Source organism: Pseudooceanicola aquaeponti (assembly GCF_050897975.1).
GTDB lineage: Bacteria > Pseudomonadota > Alphaproteobacteria > Rhodobacterales > Rhodobacteraceae > Pseudooceanicola.
The window spans coordinates 486856-508345 of sequence record NZ_JBPAXY010000001.1 but is presented as its reverse complement, the minus strand read 5'-3'; the positions used below and the strand labels follow the sequence as shown (position 1 = coordinate 508345).

Sequence of the window (21490 nt, the reverse complement as noted above, 5' to 3'; positions counted from 1 at the left end):
AACATGGCGTAGTTTGACGCAGGCCGCACGGCGGCAAGGACCGGCCCGTCTGCCTTCCTGACCCTTTCCCTCTGGAACTCGCGTGCGATGTGCGAGAAGATCCGCCGCGAAATGGTTGATGGAGGAGTGAGACCATGAACATGCAGACCCCCGGCCTGCGGGCGCCGACGCAGTTTTTCATTGGTGGCAAATGGGTTGACCCCAAGGGCGACAAGACGCTGGAGGTGGTGTCGCCGGTCACCGAAGAGACCGTGATGACCTATCCCGAGGCCTCGACCGCCGATGTGGACGACGCCATCGCAGCGGCCCGCGCCGCCTTTGACACCGGTCCCTGGCCGCGTCTCAGCCCCAAGGAACGCGCCGACTACATGCGCAAGGTGGCCGACAATATCGAGGCCCGTCTGGACGAGATCGCCAGCAGCTGGACCGGCCAGATGGGCGCGCCGATCACCCTGACCAAGATCCTGGCGCCGCAGAACGTGACCCTGTTCCGTTACTACGCCGATCTGATCGACAGCAATTCCTACAGCTTCACTGACGAGCGCGAGCGCGCCAATGGCGGCCGCGTGGTGGTGGCCAAGGAACCCGTGGGCGTCTGCGCCGCGATCACCCCCTGGAACGCGCCGATGGTGCTGCTGACCTACAAGATCGCGGCCGGTCTGGCGGCGGGCTGCACCTTCGTGGCCAAACCGTCGCCCGAAACCCCGCTTGAGGCCTATATCCTGGCCGAATGCATCGAGGCGGCGGGCCTGCCCGCTGGCGTCTTCAACCTGGTGCCCGCCGCGCGCGAGGTGGGCGACTATCTGGTGCGCCACAAGGATGTGGACAAGGTGGCCTTCACCGGCTCTACGGCGGCGGGCAAGCATATCGCGGGCGTCTGCGCCGAACGTCTGGCGCGCGTCTCGCTGGAACTGGGGGGCAAGTCGGCGGCCATCCTGCTGGACGATGCCGATTTCGAGGCCGCGCTGCCCTCGCTGATGATGTACACCATGCCGATCACCGGGCAGGTCTGCTTCTCTCTGACCCGGATCCTGGTGCCCGAAAGCCGCGCGCAGGAGTTTACCGACCTCTTCGTCGGGGCGGTGAAGGGGATCAAGGTGGGCGATCCCGCCGATCCGGCCACCCAGATGGGCCCGCTGGCCATGGGGCGCCAGAAGGAACGGGTCGAGGGCTATATCAAGGCCGGTCTGGCCGAGGGTGCCAAGATCGCCACGGGCGGCGGCACCCCCGAGGGGCTGGAGAAAGGGTTCTTCTTCGAACCCACGGTCTTTACCGATGTGACGCCCGAGATGACCATCGCCCGCGAAGAGATCTTTGGCCCCGTGGTCTCGATCATCACCTACAAGGATGACGCCGATGCCGTGGCCAAGGCCAATGCCACCGATTACGGGCTGAACGGCGCCATCTTCTCGGCCGACAGCGAACGTGCCTACCGCATGGCGCGGCAGGTGAAATCGGGCGGTCTGACGATCAACGGCAATATCATCGACCCGACCATGCCCTTTGGTGGCGTGAAACAGTCCGGTTATGGCCGCGAAGGTGGGATCGAGGGGCTGGACAACTACCTGGAAGGCAAGACGATCCACTTTGCCTGATCGCCAGATCCCCGGGCCGGGCGCCTTGACGTCTGGCCCGGGGGGACGCCCGGCTTTGGCCATGGTCTCTGACCGCCGGGGCGGGCATAGTGGCGGCAGCTGCGCGGGGGTCGCCGGACCTCTGCCGCTGGCAAGACCACGACCGCAAGAACTGGACCCGTCCCGATGCTCGACCGCCGCATTCCCGTTACCCTGCTCACCGGATTTCTGGGGGCGGGCAAGACCACCCTGCTGAACGCGGTGCTGAACGATCCCGCCTCGGCGCGGATCGCGGTCATCGTGAACGAGTTCGGCGAGGCCGGTCTGGACCACGACCTGATTCAGTCCTCCAGCGACGAGATCGTGCTGATGCAATCGGGCTGCCTGTGCTGCTCGGTGCGCGGGGATCTGGCCACCACCATGGCCGATCTGATCGACCGCCGCGACGCCAAGGAGCTGGAGTTCGAACGGATCGTGATCGAGACCACCGGCCTGGCCGACCCCGGCCCGATCCTGCAAACCCTGGTGGTCGAGCCCTTCCTGTCGCGGGTGACCCGGATGGACGGGGTGGTGACCGTGGCCGATGCGGTCAACGGCCCCGCCACGCTGGATGCCCAGTTCGAGGCGGTGTCGCAGGCGGCCATGGCCGACCTGATCGTGCTCAGCAAGACCGACCTGGCCGCCGAGGCCGATGTCACCGCCTTCGAGGCGCGCCTGCGCGGCATCAACCCCAATGCCCGCCTGATGCGGGCCGAACGGGGCCAGGGCGTGACCCAGCAGATCTGGGGGCTGAGCGGTCTGCGCCAGGACGCCAAACCGGCCGAGGCGGTGCTGTGGGCCAGCGCGCCCGCCGCCGCAGCGGGCGCCGACCCGCTGGCCAATCTCTCGGGCCTCGGGGGCAAGGCCACGCGCGCCACGCCCGAGTTCTCGCCCCATGACAGCCGCATCGGCTCTGCCTCCATCGTGCTGGACGATCCAATCCCCGACAAGGTCTTCGATCTGTGGCTTGAGACCCTGATCGAGCTGAAGGGCCCGGACATCCTGCGGGTGAAGGGCATCGTCTTTCTGGAAGGGGTCGATGCGGCCTTCGTCTTTCACGGGGTGCAGCAGGTCTTCGATTCCCCGGTGCCGCATCGCGACTGGCCCAGCGACGATCGCCGCTCACGCATCGTGGTCATCGCCCGCGACATCACCAACCCCGAGCTGCAACGCAGCCTCGACATGCTGCGCGCGGGCACCATCGCCGCCGCCCGCAACCGGGCCGAGGCCGAGGCGGCGGGCGAGGGCTGAACGCCGACGGGCGCGCAGCCGTTCCGCGCGCGCCTGCGGGGCTTTGCCATTGACGCGGCGGGCCGGGGCCTGTTGATCTCGGGTCCGTCCGACCCGCAGGAGCCCCGCCGATGCCCTCATCCCCCGCCGCGCCGCCCATGCTGCATCTGCTGTGCGGCAAGATCGCCTCGGGCAAGTCCACCCTGGCCGCCCGGCTGGCCCGCCGCCCGGGCCACCTGCGCCTGGCCGAGGATGATTGGCTGGCCGCGCTGTTTGGCCCCGAGATGACCACGGGCGCCGACTACCTGCACTATGCCGCTCGGCTGCGCAGCGTCATGGCGCCCCATGTCGAGGCCCTGTTGGGCGCGGGCCTGTCGGTGGTGCTGGATTTCCCGGCCAACACGGTCGAGCAACGCGGCTGGATGCGCGATCTGATCGCCCGTACCGGCGTGGCGCATGAGCTGCACCTGCTGACGCCCCCCGACGCGGTCTGCCTGGCGCGGCTGCGGGCGCGCAATGCCGACGCCGATCACCCCTTCGCCGCGACCGAGGCGCAGTTCCACCGTTTCGCCGCCCATTTCGCCCCGCCCGGCCCCGACGAGGGCTTCACCATCCGGCGCCACGGCACGGCGGGCTAGGGGGGCGCCCGCTCAGGCCAGAGAAATCAGCAGCCGCGCCACCTCGCCCGCGTCGTATTTGCCCGGCTCGGGTCCGGCCAGGGGCAGGCGGTGGCAGGGGATGCCATGGCGCGTGGTGACGGCGGCGCAGGCCGCCGCATCGGTGCCGCTGTCGCAGATCACATGGCTGATCAGATCGCTGGGCGCGGCGGCGGCGGTGCCTGCGTCGGCCTGCATGGGCGCCAGCAGGGCGGCCACCTGATCGGCCAGGTCATGGCCCTGGGCCTCGGGGTCCTGGCCCAGCGAGGGCAGGTAGATCTTGGGGCCCCGGCGCCGGGCAATGGCACGGCCCACGCCCCGGGGCAGGAGGTTGGCAATGACGCTGGAATAGAGGCTGCCGGGGGGATAGCAGATCACGTCGGCCTCTTCGATCAGGCGGCGGTTGCGCTTGGGCAGTTTCACCTGGCCCGGGGGCAGTTCGGCGCCGTCCTGGGCCAGGAAACAGCGGCGGATCGGGGCGGGCAGGGGGGCAACCTCCTTGCCGCTGATCTCGCGCTGCCCGATGACGCGGCGCCCGTCCGCCAGCTCGGCGCCCAGGTGCAGCGTGTCGTCGACCACCGCGCGCAGGGTGCCGCGCGCATCGACCATCTTCGACATCAGGAACAGCACCGGCTCCAGCGCCCGGTCATTGGCCAGGTAACCGCCCGCCAGGATCAGGTTGCCGATGCTGGCATTGCGATAGTCGAAGCCGGGCGGGGCGGCCTCCAGGAACTGTCCCAGGTGGCCCTGGATCAGCTGCCGCATGGGCCGCGCCACGGCCGTCATCAGCGGATGACGCCCGGCGCGCATCCGTTCCAGCTCGGCACGCAGGGCGGCCTGATCGCCCTGCCGGTCCAGGCGGTAGGAAAACAGCGCGTAGATATCGGGCTGGCCCAGCACCGTCTCATCCGCCAGCGCCATCAACCGCGAGCGCAGGTCGCCCACGGCGGGCATGTCGAAGGCTCGGCGCAGCTCTTGCGAACTGCCGCCGCTGTCGAAGGGGGTGATCAGATGCATCGAGTTGAAGGTATAGCGCTTCAACTGGCGCGAGATGCCGTTCAACGCGCTGCCGCCGCTGAAGAACAGGATGCGCGGGCCCAGATGCGGGCTGTTCTCGGCCCGGGCGACGCGCAACTCGTCGGGCAGATGCAGCTCTCGGGTGACGGTGATTGGCGGCATTTCGGCGCGCGCTCCTGTCTTTGGCGGCAATTGGGGCCCTGGCGCCCATTCCGGCTTTGCATCCCCGCCGGGGTTCGGCGCATATGGCCGCATGGACATGGATGCTGTCATACGCCCGACAAGTCGTGCTGTCATCCGCAAGGGGCCGCCCGGGCCCCCGGCTGTGGGGCGGATGTCGCCCTCGGAAAGGCCCCGCCATGCCACGCCCTGATCCCATCGCCGAGAACATGTCCTTCCTGCTGGCAGAGCTGGACGGGCAATTGGCCCGCCTGGCCCGCTATTTCGAGGCGCCCCGGCGCGAGACCGCGCTGCAACTGGTGCAGCGGGCGGGCTATGCCCACAACCTGTCCTCGCGGGTGCGCAAGGGCTGTCTGGCGGGGATGATGCGCGCCAAGGCGGGCGACCGGCGCCAGCTGCGCCTTCAGGGCATCGACACCATCGCGCGCAACCTCGACCTGATCTCGCGCCTGGGCCGCCGGGCGGTGGAACAGGGCGAACAGGCGACGCGGGCCAAGCTTTTGCGCGCCGACAGCTATGTGGCGCCCGTGGATCTGGTGCGGCGCACCGTGGCCGGTATCGCCGCCGCGCTAGAGGCCCGCGACAGCAAGCTGGCGGTCGAGATCGGCCAGTCGCGGGCCGAGATCGAGGCCTTCCGCGACCGGCTGTTCCGCACCTACACCCGCGACATGCGCGACAGCCAGCACCCCGAGGATCTGGCCTACGGCCTGCTGATGCTGAACGAGGTGACCCGCATGGGCGAGGCGCTTCAGGCGATCTCCGAGGCGATCTTGTCGATCAACATCGGCCAGACGGTGCGGTTCGAACGCTATTTCACCCTGCGCAGCGTGCTGGACGGGGTGGCCCGCGAGGACGAGGAAATCACCCTGCAACCCCTGGCCGAGACCCGTTCGGGCAGCGCGATTTCCTCGGTCAGCCTGCGCGGCGCGGGCGGTCAGACGGTGGCGGCGGTGTTCAAGGACGGCGACCGGCGCAAGGTCAAGGAAGAGCGGGTGGGGGTGAAAAGCTGGAACTCGGTCTATCCCGGCCTGGCGCCCGAGATCCTGTCCTACGAGAAAAGCGGCAAATCCGCCGCCCTGCTGATCGAGCACCTAGAGGGCGAGACCTTCGAGGATATCGTGCTGGGCGGCAGCGACGCGGCCCTGGCCGAGGCGCAGAAGGCGCTGCACAAGACGGTGCGCGACATCTGGCGCCAGACCCGCACCGAAGAGCCCGCCGCTATGCGCGCGATGGAGCAGCTGGCCCGGCGGATGCCGGACGTGCGCCGCCTGCACCCGCGTCCCGCAAGGGGGGACCAGTCGATCAACGGTCTGAAACTGCCCGCCTTCGACCGGCTGGTGGCGGCGGCGGCGGCGCGCGAGGCGCGGCTGCCCGCGCCCTTCTCGGTCTATATCCACGGGGATTTCAACCTCGACAACGTGATCTACGACCCCGTGGGCCGCAAGATCCGTTTCATCGACCTGCACCGCTCGCGCTACATGGATTACGTGCAGGACGTCTCGGTCTTCATGGTGTCGAACTATCGCCTTCAGGTGCTGGAGGCGGGGATGCGGGCGCGCATCGCCCGGGTGGCCACCGACATGCACGAGATGGCGGCGAAATTCGCCCGCCGCCAGTCCGATCCCACCTTCGACTACCGCCTGGCCCTTGGGCTGGCGCGGTCCTTCGCCAGCTCGACCCGCTTCGTGGTCGACGACAAGCACGCGCGGCGGATGCTGCTGCGGGCTCGCTACCTGCTGGAAACCGCGCTGGCCGTGCCCGAGGGGCGCGAGGCGCGGTTCCGCCTGCCAAAAGGAACCCTGTTCAGTGACTGACAAGATCGGCATCATCGGCACCCCCGGCAAATGGTCGACCGAGGCCCTGGCCGAGGCCTTCGCCGCGCGCACCGGCCAGCGCCATGTGATCGACATGGGCCGGGTCGAGATGGACCTGGGCGCCGGGCGGCTGCTGCACGAGGGGCAGGATCTGTGCGGTTTCGACGCCCTGGTGCTGAAGAAGGTCGCCGAGGATTACAGCCCCCATGCCCTGGACCGGCTGGAGATGCTGCGCCTGGCCGAGGCGCAGGGCGTGCGCGTCTTCAGCCCCGCCGAACGGGTGATCCGCCTGATGGACCGGCTGGCCTGCACCATGACCCTGGCCACGGCGGATATCCCCATGCCGCCCACCACCGTCACCGAAGACCCAGGCGCGGCCCGCGCCGCGCTGGATCGTTACGGCGCGGCGGTGTTCAAGCCGCTTTTCTCGACCAAGGCGCGGGGGATGCTGCTGTTGGAGGCCGGGGCGCCGGATGCCGAGGCGCAGATCGCCGCCTTCCGCGCCGCCAACCCGGTGATGTACATCCAGCAAAAGGCCGAGCTGTCGGGCGCCGATCTGGGCATGGTCTTTCTGGGCGGCGCCTATGTCTGCACCTATGCCCGGGTCAGCCAAACGGGAAGCTGGAACACCACCATTCATTCGGGCGGCAAATATGCCCCCTACACGCCCTCGGCCGAGCTGATCGAGCTGGGCCGCCGCGCCCAGGCGCCGTTCGGCCTGACCTTCACCACCGTCGATATCGCCCTGACGCCCCAGGGGCCGATCGTCTTCGAGGTGTCGGCCTTCGGCGGCTATTCTGGTGCGCTGAAGGGCTGCGGCATCGACGCCGCCGCCCTGGTGGCCGACCATGTCCTGACGGAGCTGCGCCCATGACCGAACCCTTGCCCCCCTATCGCCGTGCCGAGGATGTGCTGGCCCGGCTTGACCTGACCCCGGCCCGGGCGGCGGTGCCGTTTTACCTGTCGGTGGGGCCGGTGACCCTGGCCGTCCATTGCCCCGGCCCCCTGCGCGCCCGGCTGATGGCCTATTTCGCCGAGGCCCTGTGCGAGGCGCCCGAGGGGCCTGCCGCGGCGGTGCACCTGCTGCCCGATCAAACCCTGACGCCCGCGCCCGACTGGCAGGACTGGCAGCGCGAGCCGGGCAAGGCGGGGCGCAAGGATGCGGTCTGCGACCTGCAAGGGGCGCGGCTGATCCGCAAGGTGCGCAGCGGTGTCAGCTTTCTTCAGGCGCCGGGGCTGGCTCTGGCCTGGGGCCCGCTGGAGGCGCACGACAGCACCGTCATCAACTTCATCAATACCCAGATCCTGAACGACCGGCTGCGCGCGGGCGCCCTTCTGGCCCATGCGGCGGCGGTGACCGACGGGGCGCGGACCCTGGCGATTTCGGGCCTGTCGGGGGGCGGCAAGTCGACCTCGGTGCTGCGGCTGATGGACCTGGACGGGCTGCGCTTTCTCAGCAACGACCGGGTGTTGGTCGCACCGGGGGCGCCGGGCACCCCGCCGCAGGCCCTGGGCATCCCCAAGCAGCCGCGCATCAACCCGGGCACGATCCTTGGCAATCCGCGCCTGACCCCGATGCTGAGCCCGGCGCGCCAGGCCGAGCTGCGGGCCCTGCCGCCCGAGGCGCTTTGGGCGCTGGAGGACAAGCACGACCTGATGATCGCCGAGGTCTACGGGCCGGGCCGGGTGCAATATGCCGCGCCGCTGACCGATTTCTGGGTGCTGAACTGGGCCCGCGACGCCGCCGCCCCCACCCGGGTGGCCGAGGTCGCCCTGGCAGCCCGCCCCGATCTTCTGGGCGCCATCGTCAAAAGCCCCGGCCCCTTCTACCAGCGCCCCGATGGCAGCTTCGAGCCCAACGGGGCCAAGCTGGACCCGGCCCCCTATCTGACGGCCCTGGCCGATGTGCGGGTCTGCGAGGTCTCTGGCCGGGTCGATTTCGACGCCCTTGCGGCGGCGGGGAAGGCGCTGTTTGATGGCTGAGCGCGCCTTTGTCGCCTTCCTGCGCCACGGCGCCTATGCGCAGCGCCCGGGCGTGCCCTCGGCCCGTCAACCCTGGCCGCTGACCGAGGCGGGCCAGGCCCAGGCGCGGGCGGGGGCCGACCTGCTGTCGGCGATGATCGCCGCGCAGGGCCTGCGCCCGGCGCCGGTGATCTACAGCTCGCACCAGCTGCGCGCCTGGCAGACGGCGCAGGGCCTTCTGGCGCGGCTGCAAGAGCTGGGCCATGGGGTCGAGACGGTGACCGAGACCCCGGATCTGGCCGAGCGCGGCCTGGGCAGCGCCGCCAACCTGACCCTGGATGAGATCGAGGCCGCCCTGGCCGGTGACCCGCGCCATGCGCCGCCGCCGCCGGGGTGGAAATCCGACAGCACCTATCGCCTGCCGCTGGAAGGGGCCGAAAGCCTGACCGAGGCTGGCGCGCGGGTTGCCCGCCATTTGCGCCAGACCGCGCGGCCCGGCCAGCTGGTGATCCATGTGGGCCACGGCGCCTCCTTCCGCCATGCCTGCGCCCATCTGGGCCTGCTGGACCCGGCAGAGATCCCCCGCCTGTCGATGTACCAGGCCCGGCCGTCACTGATCTGTCATCATCCGCGTGATAGCTGGTCGCACATCGCAGGCGCCTGGAAGATCAGGGAACCCAAGGACGACCCGAAGGACTGACCCTGGCCGCAACGCAAGGGGGATCAGCCGATGGACCATCCCAGACAGGGCTTTCACCCGGATCCCGCCCTGCTGCCCCCGGTCTACGACCCCGACGCCTGCCTGGACGACCTGCCGCGCCAGGTGGAACCCTGGCCCGGGGCGGGGGCGCATCCGCAGATCGCCCACTGCCTGGATCGGGTGCGCCAGCACGGCGGCTGGCGCTGGCCCGAACGGCCGGTGATCTTCGTCTCTGACCCCCATGCCGACGCCGAGGGGTTCCTGCGCTCGCTGATCGGCGCCGGGGTGATCCGCCGCGCGGGCGGGCAGATCCGCCTGACCGCCTTTGGCGCGGGCGCGCGGATCGTGCTGGGGGGCGACAGTTTCGACAAGGGGCCCAGCAACCTGGAGCTGCTGGATGCCATCGCGGCGCTATGCGACGCAGGCGCCGAGGTCGAGATCCTGGCGGGCAATCACGACCTGCGGATGCGCATGGCCATCGCCGCCCTGCGCGGCCCGCGCAACGCCCTGAACGAACACCTTTTCGCCCGCATGGGGCGCAAGATCCTGCCCGCCCTGCGCGAGGTGCTCGACCGTTTCGTCACCCCCGCCGATCTGGCGGCCCTGCCGGGCGACGAGGCCACGGCCCGCGCCCGCCTGCTGCCCGGCCCCGACTGGGCCGCGCGCTTTGCCACCGCCGCCCGGGCCGAGCTGCGCCCGCAGGTGATCGACAAGGAAATCCGCAAGCTCTTGGAAAAGCTGGAGGCCTTCGAGCGTCAATGCCAGGCCACCGGCATGTCCTGGCGCCAGATCCTGGCGGCGGCGCTGAAGTGCCATGCGGTCTTCTTTGAACCCGGCGGCCCCTATGCCTGGTTCTACGACCGGATGGAGGTCGTGGCGCAAAGCGGCTCGCTGCTCTTCGTCCATGCGGGGCTGTGTGATGCCATGTGCGCCACCCTGGCCAGCGAGGGCCCGGCGGCGGTCAACGCGCGCTACCGCGCCGAGGCCGAACGCGCCTCGCTGGGCTTCTACTTCGGGCCGCTGGCCAATCTGGTGCGCACCAAGTACCGCGCCTCGGATTGCCAGCTGACGGCGGCGGGGGTCGATGCCCTGTACCGCGCGGGGATCCACATGGTGGTGCAGGGCCATGTCAACAACCACGCGGGCCAGCGCCTGCTGGCCAAGCGGGGCCTTTTGCACCTCGAAGGGGACGTGACCCTGGACCGAGCCTCGCGCGCGCTGGAGGGGCTGGAGGGGATCGGCGCCGGGGCCACCTTGATTTTCCCCAGTGGAGATGTGATCGGACTAAGCCGGGACTACCCGCGGGCGAAACATTTCGCCCCCGACCGGATGAGCTGACGCCGCAGAGGCAGGAGAGGTCGCATGGCCAATGGAAATGCCCGGTTCTCGCATGAGTCCTTGCAGGACGCGAAGACCATCAAGACCCTGCTGACCGCCCTGTCCAAGGGCTTTGCCAAGGGTGAGCTTATCCTGGGCGACGAGGATGACGAGCTGGTGCTGAAAACCGCGCAGCTGATGACCCTGCGCCTGAAGGCCGAACGCGACGAGGGCCGCTGCGAGGTGACCCTGCGGGTCAGCTGGTCGGACCCCTCGGCGCCCGAGGCGCGCAAGGGCAAACCCCGGATCGAAAGCTGACCGCGCCTCGGGCGCCGACCCCGGGATGGGGCGGCGCCGGACAAGGCGGCATGGGGCCGGGCCGCAGGCTCGGGAAGACCTGCGGCCCGGCGATGTCCCGCCCCGGGTCGACCCCGGGGGCTGGCCGAAGCGGGGCGGGAGACGGGTTACTGACCCAGCTCGGCGATCGGGGTGTGCAGGATGTCACCCCAGACGTCGTCGGATTTCGCCAGGATGGTCTCGGGGTCTTCCAGGTACTTGGCCATCGCGCCGGGGCTGACGAAGAGGTACAGCTTGCCGTCGCGGATGTCGGCGTAACGCGGGTCGCCGTCCAGCTTCAGGCCCAGGCCAATGGCGAAGGCGCAGAAGCCGCCGTATTGCGGCAGGAAGGCTTCGGGGTCGGCCTTGAACTTCTCGGCCGAGATCGCCGAGGCGAAGTAGTAGCTGACGCCGTCATGGGTGACCGCATGGCCCGGGTCGCCGGCGGTCACGGCACCCAGGGTGGTCAGGGCGACAGGGTCCATGGCGTGCATCCCGATGGGGTTCCCCTCGGTGCCCAGGCCGTTGATGACGTTGTATTCGTCGGCGGCGAAGGCCGGGGTGGCGGCCAGGGCGGCCAGGGTGACGGCGGCGCTCAGCAGCGGGGTCAGGGTGGATTTCAGGGTCATGGTCTTTCCTTCACTTTGGCCATTTCTGGCGGTTTGCGGACCCTTGGGTCCGGCTTGGGTTTGCGGGCCTTTGGGTCCGACATGAGGTCGCGGACCGGTCGGTCCGGCACAGGTTCCCCCAGGCCGCAGGGCCCGGAGAGAAAGAGGGGTCCCCGGGGCGCGCAGGACAGGCAGGCGCGCACCCCGGGGCTCTGGAGGACCCGCGGCAGAGGCCGCGCCGCGGGTCTGGGACGCCCGGGCCGCTTGGGGGACCAGCCGGGGCGTAGGCGATTGGGTCTGTCCGGCCCCGGCGCCCATGAGACAGCAACGGGCGCCCGGGACCGGACAGGGGGCTGACGGGCCACCGGGGGAGCGGATGGCGGCCGGTCAGCGCGGCGGTGCTCAGCCCAGGATGAGGGAGCTGGTCACCGTCATGTCGGCGCCATCGAGGCGCATCATTTCGTCGACACCGTCGTCGGGGCCGATATCGAGGCCGCAGGCGCTGACCTCGGTGGGGGCCTGGCTCAGGGCCGGGGGCATGGCCCCCGCCGCCAGGGTCAGCCCGGCGCCCAGGCTGGCCAGGCACAGGCACAGCGCCAGCCGCAGACCCCAGGTCAGGGCCCGGTTGCGGCGCCGGGCGTGGGCCGCGCCGGGGCGGGCCATCGGGTCGGGGGTGCCCAGCGGGGGCAGCACGATGAGGTTCGCGGGCAGGGGCGCGGGGGCGGACATGGGGGGTCTCCTATCTGGGCACCTGGGCGGCGGGGCGGGCGCCAGGCATGGGGGCATCGGGGCGGTCAGAGGGCTCTGACCGGGCAGCGGGGACCTCCCCGCGGGTCTTGCATCGGTGGGCGGGCGATCCGGGCCCGGGGGCCCGGATCGAAGGCAGCGCCCTGGTGGGCGACGGGGGCATCGAGGGGCGGCGCGGTCGCAGTGCTCAGCGGGTTTCTTGCGCCATCTGCCCTTCGAATGTCCTGACCTTACGTGCCGGGGCGCCCCCGGTCTTGACCGGGCATGTCAAACCCTTGACCCGATGCGCCAATGCGGGTCAAAACACTCACGAACGCGTGAGCGGGTCCGGCGGGGGGCGGGATCCGGCGTCCGGCGTGGCCGCAAGGGCCGCGGACCGGACCCCCGGGACGGGGCACGCGTCACGGCTGTGGGGGGACCGGGTGGCCAGCGCGATGATATCGGCGCTCTACGTGCGCAAGCAGATCGAACATGCGGTGCATGTGGCGGACCGGGCGCGTCTTTACGACATCGCCGGGATGACCCCGGAGGCCGTGCAGGACCCGGCCGCCATGCTGCCCGCCGAGCGCTATTACGCCCTGATCGAGGCCATTGCCGACAGTGAATGGCCGAACCCGACCTTTCACATGCGGGTCTGCGCCTCGATGCGCTGCGAAGAGCTGGGCGCCTTCGGGCTGGCCTTCAAATCGGCGCCGACCCTGCGCCAGGCCTTCACCCGCATGGGGCGCTATACCCGGCTGCACAATCAGGTCTCTTCCTTCGATACCGTCGACCGCACCGACGAGGGGGTGTTCTGCTGGACCCATGAGAAGCCGCGCAAGGAAGGCCTGGGCGGGATGCTGTCGAACGAGGCGGCCATGGGCACCACCCTGTCGCTGTGCCGCGAGACGGCCTATGCCGAGATCTGCCCGGTGCGGGTGCAGTTCGCCCATGAGCGGCCCGGTTCCATCGACGCGCTGACCGCGCATTTCGGCATCGAGCCGGTCTTCGGCGCCGAGATCGACGGGATGCAATTCGCGCTGGAGGATATCGACCGCCCGACCCTGAAGGGCGACCCGGCGATCTGGGCCTTCTTCACCGACCATCTGGAAAGCGTCCTGCCCGAGGTGGCGGCGGATCCCGAGGCGGAGGTGCCGCTGGAGGTGCTGGTGGTCGAGGAGATCGCCAAGCTGCTGAGCGGCGGCGTGCCGCAACTGGGCGACGTGGCGCAATCGCTGGGCATGGGCGCGCGCACGCTGCAACGGCGCCTGTCCGAGAGGGGCTGCACCTTCCAGTCGCAGGTCGACGAGGCGCGCCGCCAGCTGGCGCATCAGCTGGTCTCGGGTACGCGCTATTCCCTGTCCGAGATCGCCTTCCTGACCGGCTTTTCCGAACAAAGCGCCTTCACCCGGGCCTTCAAGCGCTGGTCGGGACAGACGCCGGGCGCCTATCGCAGCGGCGCCGGGGCCTGATCTTCCGCCCCGCCAGACTGGCAGGGGCCGCGCCCGGCAATGCGGCGCGGCCCTTTCGGCCCCTCCCGACCGAAAGCCAGACCGTGCAGGGGGGACCCCGCCACGCTCTGGCGCTGCCCCGTCCCGGCCTCGGGGGGAGGCCGGGGCGGGAGGCGGCTTACTGACCCAGGTCAGCAATCGCGGTGTGCTGGATGTCGCCCCACAGGGCATCGGACTTGGCCAGGATGCCTTCGGGATCTTCCAGATACTTGCGCATCGCCCCTTCGCTGACGAAGAGGTACAGCTTGCCGTCGCGGATGTCGGCGTAGCGCGGGTCGCCGTCCAGCTTCAGGCCCAAGCCGATGGCGAAGGCGCAGAAGCCGCCGTATTGGGGCAGGAAGGCTTCGGGGTCGGCCTTGAACTTCTCGGCCGAGATCGCCGATGCGAAGTAGTAGCTGACACCGTCATGGGTGACCGCATGGCCCGGATCGCCGGCGGTGACGGCGCCCAGGGTGGTCAGGGCGACCGGGTCCATGGCGTGCATCCCGATCGGGTTCCCCTCGGTGCCCAGGCCGTTGATCACGTTGTATTCGTCGGCGGCAAAGGCCGGGGTGGCGGCCAGGGCGGCCAGGGTGACGGCGGCGCTCAGCAGCGGGGTCAGGGTGGATTTCAGGGTCATGGTCTTTCCTTCACTTTGGCCATTTCTGGCGCGGGTGCCATTGCTGGCGGTTCGCGGACCTGCCGGTCCGGCACGGATTCCCCCGGGGCTTGCGCCCTGGAGAGAAAGAGGGGTCCCCGGGGCACGCTGGACAGGCAGGTGCGCCCCCCGGGGCTCTGGAGGACCCTGGTGCAGGCCACACCGCGGGTCGGGACGCCCGGGCCGCTTGGGGGATCAGCCGGGACGTATTCGGTCGGATCTGTCCGGCCCCGGCGCCCGTGAGACAGCAACGGGTGCGGGGCCGGACAGGGGGGCTGACGGACCACCGGGGAGCGGATGGCGGCCGGTCAGCCTGGCGGTGCTCAGCCCAGGATGAGGGGGCCGGTCACCGTCAATTCGCTTTGCCCCTCGTCCTTGGCGCCGATGGCCAGGCCGCAGGCGCTGGTGGTGCCCGCCGGGCCGCCCTGGCCCGGGGGCAGGGCGCCTGCCGCCAGGGTCAGCCCGGCGCCAAGGCAGGCCGGGATCAGGCAAAGCGCCAGGCGCAGCGCCCAGGGGGCGGGACGGCGGTGGCCTGTGTCCCTTGCTGCCCGCCGGGCGGGCGCGAAGGGATCGGGGGTGCCCAGCGGGGGCAGCACGATAAGGGTTTCGGGCAGGCTTTGGGTCGGGTGCATCGGCGCGGACATGGCAGGTCTCCTTTCGGGCGGGCAGGCGATTGGCACAGGTCTTCTGAATGCGGGCGGACGGGGTCCGGCCGGGGCAGGCGGGGGGCGACCCCGCGTTCGGGTCCTTCGGTCTTGGGTCTTCGGTCGCAGGTCTTGGGGGTGGCCCGGGCCTAGCGGCCCAGGTCGGGGTCCTGGCCCCGGCGGGCGGCGGCCAGCTCGGCCTCCAGCGCGGCGATGCGCGCGTCGCGCTCGGCCAGCAGGGTGGCGATGCGGCCCATGCCGAAGCGGCGCGGGATATGTTGTGGGCAGTTCAGGTCCCAGGCCTCGATGTCAAAGACGATCGCCCGCTGGGCCCCGGCGCGCTGGCCCGGGGTGGCCAGCCGGGCCAGCAGGGCGGCGTCGCCCTCGACCACCCGGGCGCGGCCCCAGATCTTCACCCGGCGCAGCTCTTCGTAGTCGATCAGGAAGAGCACGGCGCGCGGGTTCTCGGACAGGTTGCCATGGGTGATGTACTGGCGGTTCCCCTCCAGCTCGGCGAAGGCCAGCTGCTGGTCGTCAAGCGCCTTGAGGAACCCCGCCGGGCCGCCCCGGTGCTGGATATAGGGCTGACCGGCGGCATTGGCGGTGCCCAGAAAGACCGAGGTCTGGCGGGCGACGAAATCGGCCACATCCGGGGTCATCCGGCGGGCCCAGGGGCGGCGGTCTTCCATCCGCTGATAGCCCTCGCGCGAGCCCCGGGCGCGCTGGATCGCGCGCACGGCGGGGGTGAAGGCCACGTCCATGGTGTTCCCGGGCATGGTGCTGGGGATCTGTCGGGTCACGGTCACAGCCCCATGTCGCTGAGCGAGGGGTGATCGTCGGGGCGCCGCCCCTGGGGCCAGTAGAACAGCCGGTCGTTCGAGGCGATCTTCTGGTCGTTGATCGAGGCGTGGCGCTCGGCCATCAGGCCGGTGTCGTCGAACATCCAGTTCTCGTTGCCGTGCGAGCGATACCACTGTCCCGCCGCGTCGCGCCATTCATAGGCAAAGCGCACGGCGATGCGGTTCTCGGTGAAGGCCCACAGTTCCTTGACCAGGCGATAGGCGGTCTCACGGCGCCATTTCTCGGTCAGGAAGGCGACGATCTCGGCCTGGCCGGTCAGGAAGGTGTCGCGGTTCCGCCAGCGGCTGTCGGGCGTATAGGCCAGCGACACCGACTGCGGGTCACGGGTGTTCCAGGCGTCCTCGGCCAGGCGCACCTTCTGGGCGGCGGTTTCGGCGGTGAAAGGGGGCAGGGGCGGACGGGGCATGGTGTGGGCTTTCTGCGGCGGGCTTGGGGGCGGTCTTCGGGGAACGGCGGGACGGGAGGAAAGCGGGGCGGCGGCTGGAGGCGCGCCGCCACCCCGGCGGCATCAGGCGGTGACGCCTTCGGCCAGGGGGAAGTCGATCTCGGTCTGGGCCACCTCGTTGAGGTAGTTGGTCCAGACGCTGAAGGCGACGTTCAGCACGATCTCGATGACCTCTGCCTCGGTATAGCCCGCGTCCCGCACCGCGCTCAGATCGGCACCGGACACATGGCCGCGGGTCTCGGCCACCTTCAGGGCGAAGGCCACGGCGGCATCGGCCTTGGCCTCAGACGAGCGGCCCTTGCGGTTCTCGGCGATCTCTTCGGGCGACAGCTTGGCCAGGTTGGCACCGATATAGCTGTGGGCCGACAGGCAGTAGCCGCAGCCGTTGAACTGGGCGATGGCCAGGGCGATGCGTTCGCGGGTGGCCAGGCTGAGGCTGTTCTTGCCGACGGCGGCGTAAAGGCCCAGGTAGCCTTCCAGGGCCGAGGGGCTTTGCGCGGCCAGGCGGAACAGGTTCGGCGCGCTGCCGAGCTGCTTCTTGACCCCTTCCAGCAGCGGGCGAGAAGCTTCGGGGGCGGCGTCGATCGTGGCGGGGATGGAAAGGCGGGACATCGTCTGATCCTTCAACTGTGATGTTGTGAGAGGGATATACGGGTTCCGGATTTCGGCAGTAGGCGGCATTGTCGGGAAGTAGCCTCTCGGAAAGTGGAAGCATGTCTGATCGTCTCGCCGCCATGACCCTTCTTGTCGCCGCCGTGGACGCGGGCAGCCTCTCGGCCGCCGCCCGTCGCCAGGGGATCCCGCTGGCCACGGTCAGCCGCCGGGTGGCCGAACTGGAGGAAGAGCTGGGGACGCAGATCGTGCAGCGTTCGCCCCGCGGCCTCAGCCTGACGGAACCGGGCGAGGCCTATCTGGCCGCCTGCCGCAGCATCCTGGAACAGGTGACAGAGGCGGAACGGCTGGTGGCGGGCGAGTTCCGCGAACCCAAGGGCCTTTTGAACGTCACCGCGCCGATCTGCTTTGGTCGCATCCATGTGCTGAACGTGGTGACAGAGTTCCTGCGCGAACACCCGGCGGTGGATGTGCGCCTGGAACAGACCGACCGACCGATCAACATCGGCGAAGAGCATATCGACGCGGCGGTGCGTATCGGCAACCTGACCGACAGCGCCCTGCGGGCCCGCCGTCTGGGCGAGGTGCGCAAGGTCGTGGTGGCCAGTCCCGACTATCTGGCCGAACGCGGCGTGCCCGAAACGCCCGAGGATCTGGCCGGGCACGACTGCCTGTCCTTCGAGACCATCATGCGGTCCGACCGCTGGTCCTTCAGCGATGGCGAGACGGAACACCATGTGCGGGTGCGCTCGCGCCTGTCACTGAACGCCGCCGATACCGCGATCCTGGCTGCCGAGGCCGGGCTGGGGGTGACCCGGGTGCTGTCCTATCAGGTGGCGCCCCTGGTCCGCGCCGGGCGGCTGCGCATCCTGCTAGAGGATTTCGAGCCGCCGCGCTGGCCGGTGCATCTGCTCTATCGCGGCGGGGTGGTGCCGCAAAAGCTGCGCGCCTTCGTCGATTTTGCCGCCCCCCGCCTGCGCGCCAGCATGGCCGACACCTGGTGACCCTCTGACGGGCACGGGCGCCCGGATTAGGCCCCCGGGGGGCTGCCTCACATCTGCGTGTCTTGCTTTGGGAGGAAAATTCAGTATTTCCAGACATTCAGAAATTAAACGGCGGGATAGTAGACAGGTGAACGCAGAACTCGGCAGTGACCGCCTTCATCCCCCGCTTCCGGTCGAGGCCCCCTCGGAGATCCTGGCGACGCTGGACCCGGACCAGGTCGCGGATGTCTTCCGGCTCTGGGATGAGCTGGCGGCCTTCGGCGCCGGAGAGGCGGCGGCGTCGAAACAGCACCTGCTGACCCGGCTTTGCGCCCTGGTGGGGGCGAAGAACGCCGACTGGATCGGCTGTGTGCGGATGCCCGACGGGCCGCCCGACGATCCGCTGTTCGGCTGGCGCCCGCGCAGCCTGTCGGTGCTGCACCCCGACAAGGAGATCGAACAGCGCATAGGGGCTGCCTTCGATCAGATGGACATCGGTCGCCCGGATGTGACCACCACCCGCAATGCGGAACTGGCGGGCAGCTACCGGGTGCTGATGTTGCAGGACCTGGCCCCCGACGGCTGGTTCCAGGAACGGGCCTATCGCGAGTTCTACGTCGCCATCGACCGGCTGGATTCGATCTGGGCGGCGATCCCGGTGAATGCCGAGGCCGAGCTGTTCCTGGGTCTGCACCGGGGGTTCGATCAGCCCGCCTTCACCCGGGCCGAGGCGCGTCTGGTCAATTTCGCCCTGCGTGGCCTGTCCTGGTTCTATCGCCAGCAGATGATCAGCGACGGGATCGGCATCGCCTCGTCCAGCCTGACGCCCAAAGAGCACAAGGTGCTGGCCGGTCTGCTGAAGGGGCTGAGCGAAAGCAACATCGCCCATGATATCGGCCAAAGCCCGCATACGACCCATGATCACGTCAAACGGATCTTCCGCAAATACGGTGTCTCCAGCCGGTCCGAGCTGATGGCGCTGTGGCTGGGCCGCCCGCCACGTGCGCGCGGCTGATCAGCGGACCGGCTGATCCGGCCAGGCGATTGAGCGGAGGTTCGCCGCCCCCCTCTTCGGGGGGATAGTCCGGGCGCGGGGCACTCGGCACAACCAAGGGGCACGGGGTGCGGCCGGTTCGCGGATCATCAACGTCCCCGGTTTGCTGGGCCAGGCCGCAATCCCTCCTCGTGTGGTCGGGCAGTGCACCCGCCCCCTCTGCTGGGGTCCGCGCTGCCCGACGCGCGCCGCCCCTGGCCCGCCCTTTCCCCTCTGTGATGTCCCCGACGCGCCCCCTGGGCCGCCGCCCGTGTCCCGTACCGGGCCGGTCCTGTTCCCATGCCCTGCCGCGAAGATGATCATCGCACAGGCAAAGTTTATACAAAAATCAAATTTTATAAAAAACTGATTGACCCACGCCGGGCCTTCGGGATCTCTGAGGGGGACAGAGTTGGGTGCCCGCCGGATCGGACGGGCCCGTTATGACAGTGAGGACATGATGAAGATTGCAGTTTTGGGTGGCGGCAACGGCTCGCTCGCCGCAGCAGGGGATTTCGCGCTGGCCGGTCACGAGGTGCGCCTGTGGCGGCGCAACCCCGCCGACATCACCGAACATGCCAAGACCGGCAACACCATCACGGTGCGCGACGGCAGCGGCACCCACGTAGGCCAGCTGACGCTGGTCACCAGCGATGTGGCCGAGGCGCTGAAGGGCGCCGAGCTGATCGTCTGCCCGATCCCGGCGCCCGCCCATGCCGACCTGGGCCCGGTCATCGCGCCGCATCTGGAACCCGGCATGGTGATCTACCTGCCGCCGGGCACCCTGGGCACCATGATCCTGGCCGATGCCGCCCGTGCCGCCGGCACGCTGGAGGGTGTGGCCTTCGCTGAAACCGGCACGCTGCCCTGGCTGGTGCGTAAGCATGACTTCTCTGAGGTGGTCATTTCCACCCGCGCCGTGCGCCTGCCCACGGGCGTCTACCCGGTCGCCGACACCGAACGCGCGCTGAAGGTCATCGACACCGCCTTCCCCGGCGTGATCGAACCCTGCGAGGACGTGCTCTCGGCGGCGCTGATGAACGCGGGTGCGATCATTCACGCGCCGCTGATCATGATGAACGCCGCACCCTTGGAGCATTTCGAGGCCTGGGACATCCACAACGAGGGCACCCAGCCCTGCGTGCGCACGGTCACCGACCAGCTGGACGCTGAACGCATCGCCCTGCGCGAGGCCTTCGGCTATGGCGCGCCGCACTTCCCGCTGGCGGATTACTACCGCGATGACAGCGAGATGTGGATGTACGACCGCGAGGCCCGCGCCAACCTGACCGACAGCGGCGACTGGCGCGAGAAGATCGACCTGCATTCGCATCGCTACATGATGGAAGACACCCGCCTGGGCCTGTCGCTGATCTGTTCGATGGCCGAGGTGGCGGGGATCGACGTGCCCGTGGCCCGCGCCCTGATGACCCTGGGTGGCGCGATCAACCACCAGGATTTCATGCAGACCGGGCGGCCCCTGTCCGCCGTGGGCCTGGGTGGCCTGTCGCTGGACGAGCTGAAGGCCGCGGCAGAGGGCAAGGTCGCGGAAGGGGCCGGCGCATGACCCAGACCATCGCCTGTCTTGGCGCGGGCCGGATGGGGCGGGGGATCGCCCTGGTCTTCGCCTATGCCGGTCATCCGGTCTCGCTGGTCGATTTCAAGCCGCGCGAGGCGGCGGATTTCGACCGGCTGGCCACCGAGGCCGGGGCCGAGATCACCGAGACCCTGACCATGATGGCCCGTTTCGGCATGTTCGACGAGGCCCAGGTCGCCACCATCGCCGCCCGGGTGACCGTGGTGCCGGAGGCCGGGGCGCCCGAGGCCCTGGGCGCGGCGGATGTGGTCTTCGAAGGCTTCCCCGAGGTGCCGGAGCTGAAGCGCGAGGCCCTGGCCCGCGCCGAGGCGCTGATGCGGCCCGAGGCGATCCTGGCCTCCACCACCTCCACCATCCTGGTGGACGACCTGACCCCGGCCCTGGCGCGGCCCGAACAGTTCCTCAACGCCCATTGGCTGAACCCGGCCTTCCTGGTGCCGCTGGTGGAACTGTCGCCCGGCAAGGCGACCCTGCCCGAGGTCACCGCGCGGCTGTCGGCCCTGCTGGAGGCCACCGGCAAGGTGCCCGTCACCTGCGTCGCGGCGCCCGGCTACATGATCCCGCGCATCCAGCAGGTGGCGATGAACGAGGCCGCCCGCATGGTCGAGGAAGGCGTGGCCAGCGCCGAGGATCTGGAAAAGGCCATCCGCTACGGCTTTTCCTTCCGCTTCTCGGTGCTGGGCCTGCTGGAATTCATCGACTGGGGCGGGGGCGACATCCTGTACTACGCCTCCGAATACCTGTCGAAGGCGCTGGACAATCCCCGCTACGAGGCGCCGCAGGTCATCCGCGACAACATGGATGCGGGCCATATCGGCCTGAAGACCCGTCAGGGCTTCCTCAACTACGAAGGCATGGACGTCGCCGCCTACCGCGAGGCAAAGCTGCGCGCCCTGGCCGAGCGGCTGAAGGCCGAAGGGCTGATGCGCCCGCCCGTCGCCTGACGGTTGAGTACCCTGCGCGCGGGCTGAGAAATTGGGCCGCGCGCCCCGGGAGGTCGCTAGATTT

22 protein-coding genes are annotated in these 21490 nt (G+C 69.7%); 14 read left to right on the top strand and 8 right to left on the bottom strand.

Features of this window, described 5'->3' with window-relative positions; all coding sequences use genetic code 11:
• The first annotated feature begins 134 nt into the window (after window positions 1–134).
• The 3 genes from ACRARE_RS02445 to ACRARE_RS02435 all read left to right on the top strand — a co-directional run bounded on the left by ACRARE_RS02445 (window position 135) and on the right by ACRARE_RS02435 (window position 3481).
• Window positions 135–1595 (top strand): aldehyde dehydrogenase, encoded by a 1461-nt coding sequence (locus tag ACRARE_RS02445; RefSeq protein ID WP_432654820.1) that lies wholly within the window; start codon window positions 135–137, stop codon window positions 1593–1595.
• 165 nt (window positions 1596–1760) lie between these two features.
• Complete coding sequence (locus ACRARE_RS02440) at window positions 1761–2864, top strand: CobW family GTP-binding protein (RefSeq protein WP_432654819.1); 1104 nt, start codon at window positions 1761–1763, stop codon at window positions 2862–2864.
• 110 nt (window positions 2865–2974) lie between these two features.
• Window positions 2975–3481 carry a P-loop nucleotide/nucleoside kinase family protein gene (locus ACRARE_RS02435; RefSeq protein ID WP_432654818.1) on the top strand — a complete coding sequence of 169 codons (507 nt, stop codon included), beginning with the start codon at window positions 2975–2977 and terminating at the stop codon, window positions 3479–3481.
• A gap of 12 nt (window positions 3482–3493) precedes the next feature.
• On the opposite strand, the gene ACRARE_RS02430 is transcribed toward ACRARE_RS02435, so the two are convergent.
• The gene (locus ACRARE_RS02430; protein ID WP_432654817.1) at window positions 3494–4678 is read right to left on the bottom strand and encodes a GAK system CofD-like protein; all 1185 of its coding nucleotides are present in this window, start codon (window positions 4676–4678) and stop codon (window positions 3494–3496) included.
• 197 nt (window positions 4679–4875) lie between these two features.
• Here ACRARE_RS02430 and ACRARE_RS02425 point away from each other — a divergent pair, with 197 nt between their 5' ends.
• The 6 genes from ACRARE_RS02425 to ACRARE_RS02400 are packed head-to-tail and all read left to right on the top strand — an operon-like array spanning window position 4876 to window position 10807.
• Complete coding sequence (locus ACRARE_RS02425; RefSeq protein ID WP_432654816.1) at window positions 4876–6510, top strand: aminoglycoside phosphotransferase family protein; 1635 nt, start codon at window positions 4876–4878, stop codon at window positions 6508–6510.
• Window positions 6503–7384 (top strand): GAK system ATP-grasp enzyme, encoded by an 882-nt coding sequence (locus tag ACRARE_RS02420; protein ID WP_432654815.1) that lies wholly within the window; start codon window positions 6503–6505, stop codon window positions 7382–7384. The genes ACRARE_RS02425 and ACRARE_RS02420 overlap by 8 nt, the downstream gene beginning before the upstream one ends.
• Complete coding sequence (locus ACRARE_RS02415) at window positions 7381–8493, top strand: HprK-related kinase B (protein ID WP_432654814.1); 1113 nt, start codon at window positions 7381–7383, stop codon at window positions 8491–8493. Before ACRARE_RS02420 ends, ACRARE_RS02415 begins: the two co-directional genes overlap by 4 nt.
• A complete protein-coding gene (locus ACRARE_RS02410) occupies window positions 8486–9172 on the top strand; it encodes a histidine phosphatase family protein (protein WP_432654813.1) in 687 nt (228 codons plus the stop codon). Before ACRARE_RS02415 ends, ACRARE_RS02410 begins: the two co-directional genes overlap by 8 nt.
• Before the next feature lie 30 nt (window positions 9173–9202).
• On the top strand, window positions 9203–10510 hold the full coding sequence (locus ACRARE_RS02405) for a metallophosphoesterase (RefSeq protein WP_432654812.1): 1308 nt from the start codon (window positions 9203–9205) through the stop codon (window positions 10508–10510).
• 24 nt (window positions 10511–10534) lie between these two features.
• Entirely contained in the window at window positions 10535–10807 is a 273-nt protein-coding gene (locus ACRARE_RS02400) for an amphi-Trp domain-containing protein (RefSeq protein ID WP_432654811.1), read from the top strand.
• A 146-nt stretch (window positions 10808–10953) separates the two neighbouring features.
• Here ACRARE_RS02400 and ACRARE_RS02395 read toward each other — a convergent pair whose 3' ends face one another.
• Both ACRARE_RS02395 and ACRARE_RS02390 read right to left on the bottom strand, forming a co-directional pair.
• Window positions 10954–11454 (bottom strand): YHS domain-containing (seleno)protein, encoded by a 501-nt coding sequence (locus ACRARE_RS02395; RefSeq protein ID WP_432654810.1) that lies wholly within the window; start codon window positions 11452–11454, stop codon window positions 10954–10956.
• 381 nt (window positions 11455–11835) lie between these two features.
• Entirely contained in the window at window positions 11836–12162 is a 327-nt protein-coding gene (locus ACRARE_RS02390; protein WP_432654809.1) for a hypothetical protein, read from the bottom strand.
• A gap of 440 nt (window positions 12163–12602) precedes the next feature.
• Between ACRARE_RS02390 and ACRARE_RS02385 the strand changes: the two genes are divergently transcribed.
• Window positions 12603–13631: an AraC family transcriptional regulator gene (locus tag ACRARE_RS02385; protein WP_432654808.1), complete on the top strand. Its 1029-nt coding sequence runs from the start codon at window positions 12603–12605 to the stop codon at window positions 13629–13631.
• Between the two features lie 157 nt (window positions 13632–13788).
• Here the strand turns inward: ACRARE_RS02385 and ACRARE_RS02380 are convergent, their stop codons facing one another.
• From ACRARE_RS02380 to ACRARE_RS02360, 5 genes are all read right to left on the bottom strand, one after another.
• Window positions 13789–14289, bottom strand: a complete 501-nt coding sequence (locus tag ACRARE_RS02380) for a YHS domain-containing (seleno)protein (RefSeq protein WP_432654807.1) — start codon at window positions 14287–14289, stop codon at window positions 13789–13791.
• 341 nt (window positions 14290–14630) lie between these two features.
• Window positions 14631–14951: a hypothetical protein gene (locus tag ACRARE_RS02375; RefSeq protein ID WP_432654806.1), complete on the bottom strand. Its 321-nt coding sequence runs from the start codon at window positions 14949–14951 to the stop codon at window positions 14631–14633.
• Window positions 14952–15100: 149 nt separating this feature from the next.
• Window positions 15101–15751 carry a pyridoxamine 5'-phosphate oxidase family protein gene (locus ACRARE_RS02370; protein WP_432654805.1) on the bottom strand — a complete coding sequence of 217 codons (651 nt, stop codon included), beginning with the start codon at window positions 15749–15751 and terminating at the stop codon, window positions 15101–15103.
• A 2-nt stretch (window positions 15752–15753) separates the two neighbouring features.
• Entirely contained in the window at window positions 15754–16218 is a 465-nt protein-coding gene (locus ACRARE_RS02365) for a nuclear transport factor 2 family protein (RefSeq protein ID WP_432654804.1), read from the bottom strand.
• 102 nt (window positions 16219–16320) lie between these two features.
• Window positions 16321–16869: a carboxymuconolactone decarboxylase family protein gene (locus ACRARE_RS02360; protein ID WP_432654803.1), complete on the bottom strand. Its 549-nt coding sequence runs from the start codon at window positions 16867–16869 to the stop codon at window positions 16321–16323.
• 101 nt (window positions 16870–16970) lie between these two features.
• On the opposite strand from ACRARE_RS02360, the gene ACRARE_RS02355 reads away from it, so the two are divergent.
• From ACRARE_RS02355 to ACRARE_RS02340, 4 genes are all read left to right on the top strand, one after another.
• Window positions 16971–17873: a LysR family transcriptional regulator gene (locus ACRARE_RS02355; RefSeq protein ID WP_432654802.1), complete on the top strand. Its 903-nt coding sequence runs from the start codon at window positions 16971–16973 to the stop codon at window positions 17871–17873.
• A gap of 127 nt (window positions 17874–18000) precedes the next feature.
• Window positions 18001–18867: a helix-turn-helix transcriptional regulator gene (locus ACRARE_RS02350; RefSeq protein ID WP_432654801.1), complete on the top strand. Its 867-nt coding sequence runs from the start codon at window positions 18001–18003 to the stop codon at window positions 18865–18867.
• A gap of 478 nt (window positions 18868–19345) precedes the next feature.
• Window positions 19346–20452, top strand: coding sequence for an NAD/NADP-dependent octopine/nopaline dehydrogenase family protein (locus ACRARE_RS02345; RefSeq protein ID WP_432654800.1), 1107 nt, complete (start codon window positions 19346–19348; stop codon window positions 20450–20452).
• Window positions 20449–21426: a 3-hydroxybutyryl-CoA dehydrogenase gene (locus ACRARE_RS02340; protein ID WP_432654799.1), complete on the top strand. Its 978-nt coding sequence runs from the start codon at window positions 20449–20451 to the stop codon at window positions 21424–21426. The genes ACRARE_RS02345 and ACRARE_RS02340 overlap by 4 nt, the downstream gene beginning before the upstream one ends.
• Window positions 21427–21490: the final 64 nt, after the last annotated feature.

Excerpts from the sequence above, each read along its gene's own strand:
- ACRARE_RS02395 (WP_432654810.1), bottom strand. The coding sequence starts at position 11,454 with ATGACCCTGAAATCCACCCTGACCCCGCTGCTGAGCGCCGCCGTCACC.
- ACRARE_RS02365 (WP_432654804.1), bottom strand. The coding sequence starts at position 16,218 with ATGCCCCGTCCGCCCCTGCCCCCTTTCACCGCCGAAACCGCCGCCCAG.
- ACRARE_RS02380 (WP_432654807.1), bottom strand. The coding sequence starts at position 14,289 with ATGACCCTGAAATCCACCCTGACCCCGCTGCTGAGCGCCGCCGTCACC.
- ACRARE_RS02340 (WP_432654799.1), top strand. The coding sequence starts at position 20,449 with ATGACCCAGACCATCGCCTGTCTTGGCGCGGGCCGGATGGGGCGGGGG.
- ACRARE_RS02405 (WP_432654812.1), top strand. The coding sequence starts at position 9,203 with ATGGACCATCCCAGACAGGGCTTTCACCCGGATCCCGCCCTGCTGCCC.
- ACRARE_RS02435 (WP_432654818.1), top strand. The coding sequence starts at position 2,975 with ATGCCCTCATCCCCCGCCGCGCCGCCCATGCTGCATCTGCTGTGCGGC.
- ACRARE_RS02345 (WP_432654800.1), top strand. The coding sequence starts at position 19,346 with ATGAAGATTGCAGTTTTGGGTGGCGGCAACGGCTCGCTCGCCGCAGCA.
- ACRARE_RS02445 (WP_432654820.1), top strand. The coding sequence starts at position 135 with ATGAACATGCAGACCCCCGGCCTGCGGGCGCCGACGCAGTTTTTCATT.
- ACRARE_RS02375 (WP_432654806.1), bottom strand. The coding sequence starts at position 14,951 with ATGTCCGCGCCGATGCACCCGACCCAAAGCCTGCCCGAAACCCTTATC.
- ACRARE_RS02360 (WP_432654803.1), bottom strand. The coding sequence starts at position 16,869 with ATGTCCCGCCTTTCCATCCCCGCCACGATCGACGCCGCCCCCGAAGCT.
- ACRARE_RS02390 (WP_432654809.1), bottom strand. The coding sequence starts at position 12,162 with ATGTCCGCCCCCGCGCCCCTGCCCGCGAACCTCATCGTGCTGCCCCCG.
- ACRARE_RS02430 (WP_432654817.1), bottom strand. The coding sequence starts at position 4,678 with ATGCCGCCAATCACCGTCACCCGAGAGCTGCATCTGCCCGACGAGTTG.
- ACRARE_RS02355 (WP_432654802.1), top strand. The coding sequence starts at position 16,971 with ATGTCTGATCGTCTCGCCGCCATGACCCTTCTTGTCGCCGCCGTGGAC.
- ACRARE_RS02400 (WP_432654811.1), top strand. The coding sequence starts at position 10,535 with ATGGCCAATGGAAATGCCCGGTTCTCGCATGAGTCCTTGCAGGACGCG.
- ACRARE_RS02440 (WP_432654819.1), top strand. The coding sequence starts at position 1,761 with ATGCTCGACCGCCGCATTCCCGTTACCCTGCTCACCGGATTTCTGGGG.
- ACRARE_RS02415 (WP_432654814.1), top strand. The coding sequence starts at position 7,381 with ATGACCGAACCCTTGCCCCCCTATCGCCGTGCCGAGGATGTGCTGGCC.
- ACRARE_RS02425 (WP_432654816.1), top strand. The coding sequence starts at position 4,876 with ATGCCACGCCCTGATCCCATCGCCGAGAACATGTCCTTCCTGCTGGCA.
- ACRARE_RS02410 (WP_432654813.1), top strand. The coding sequence starts at position 8,486 with ATGGCTGAGCGCGCCTTTGTCGCCTTCCTGCGCCACGGCGCCTATGCG.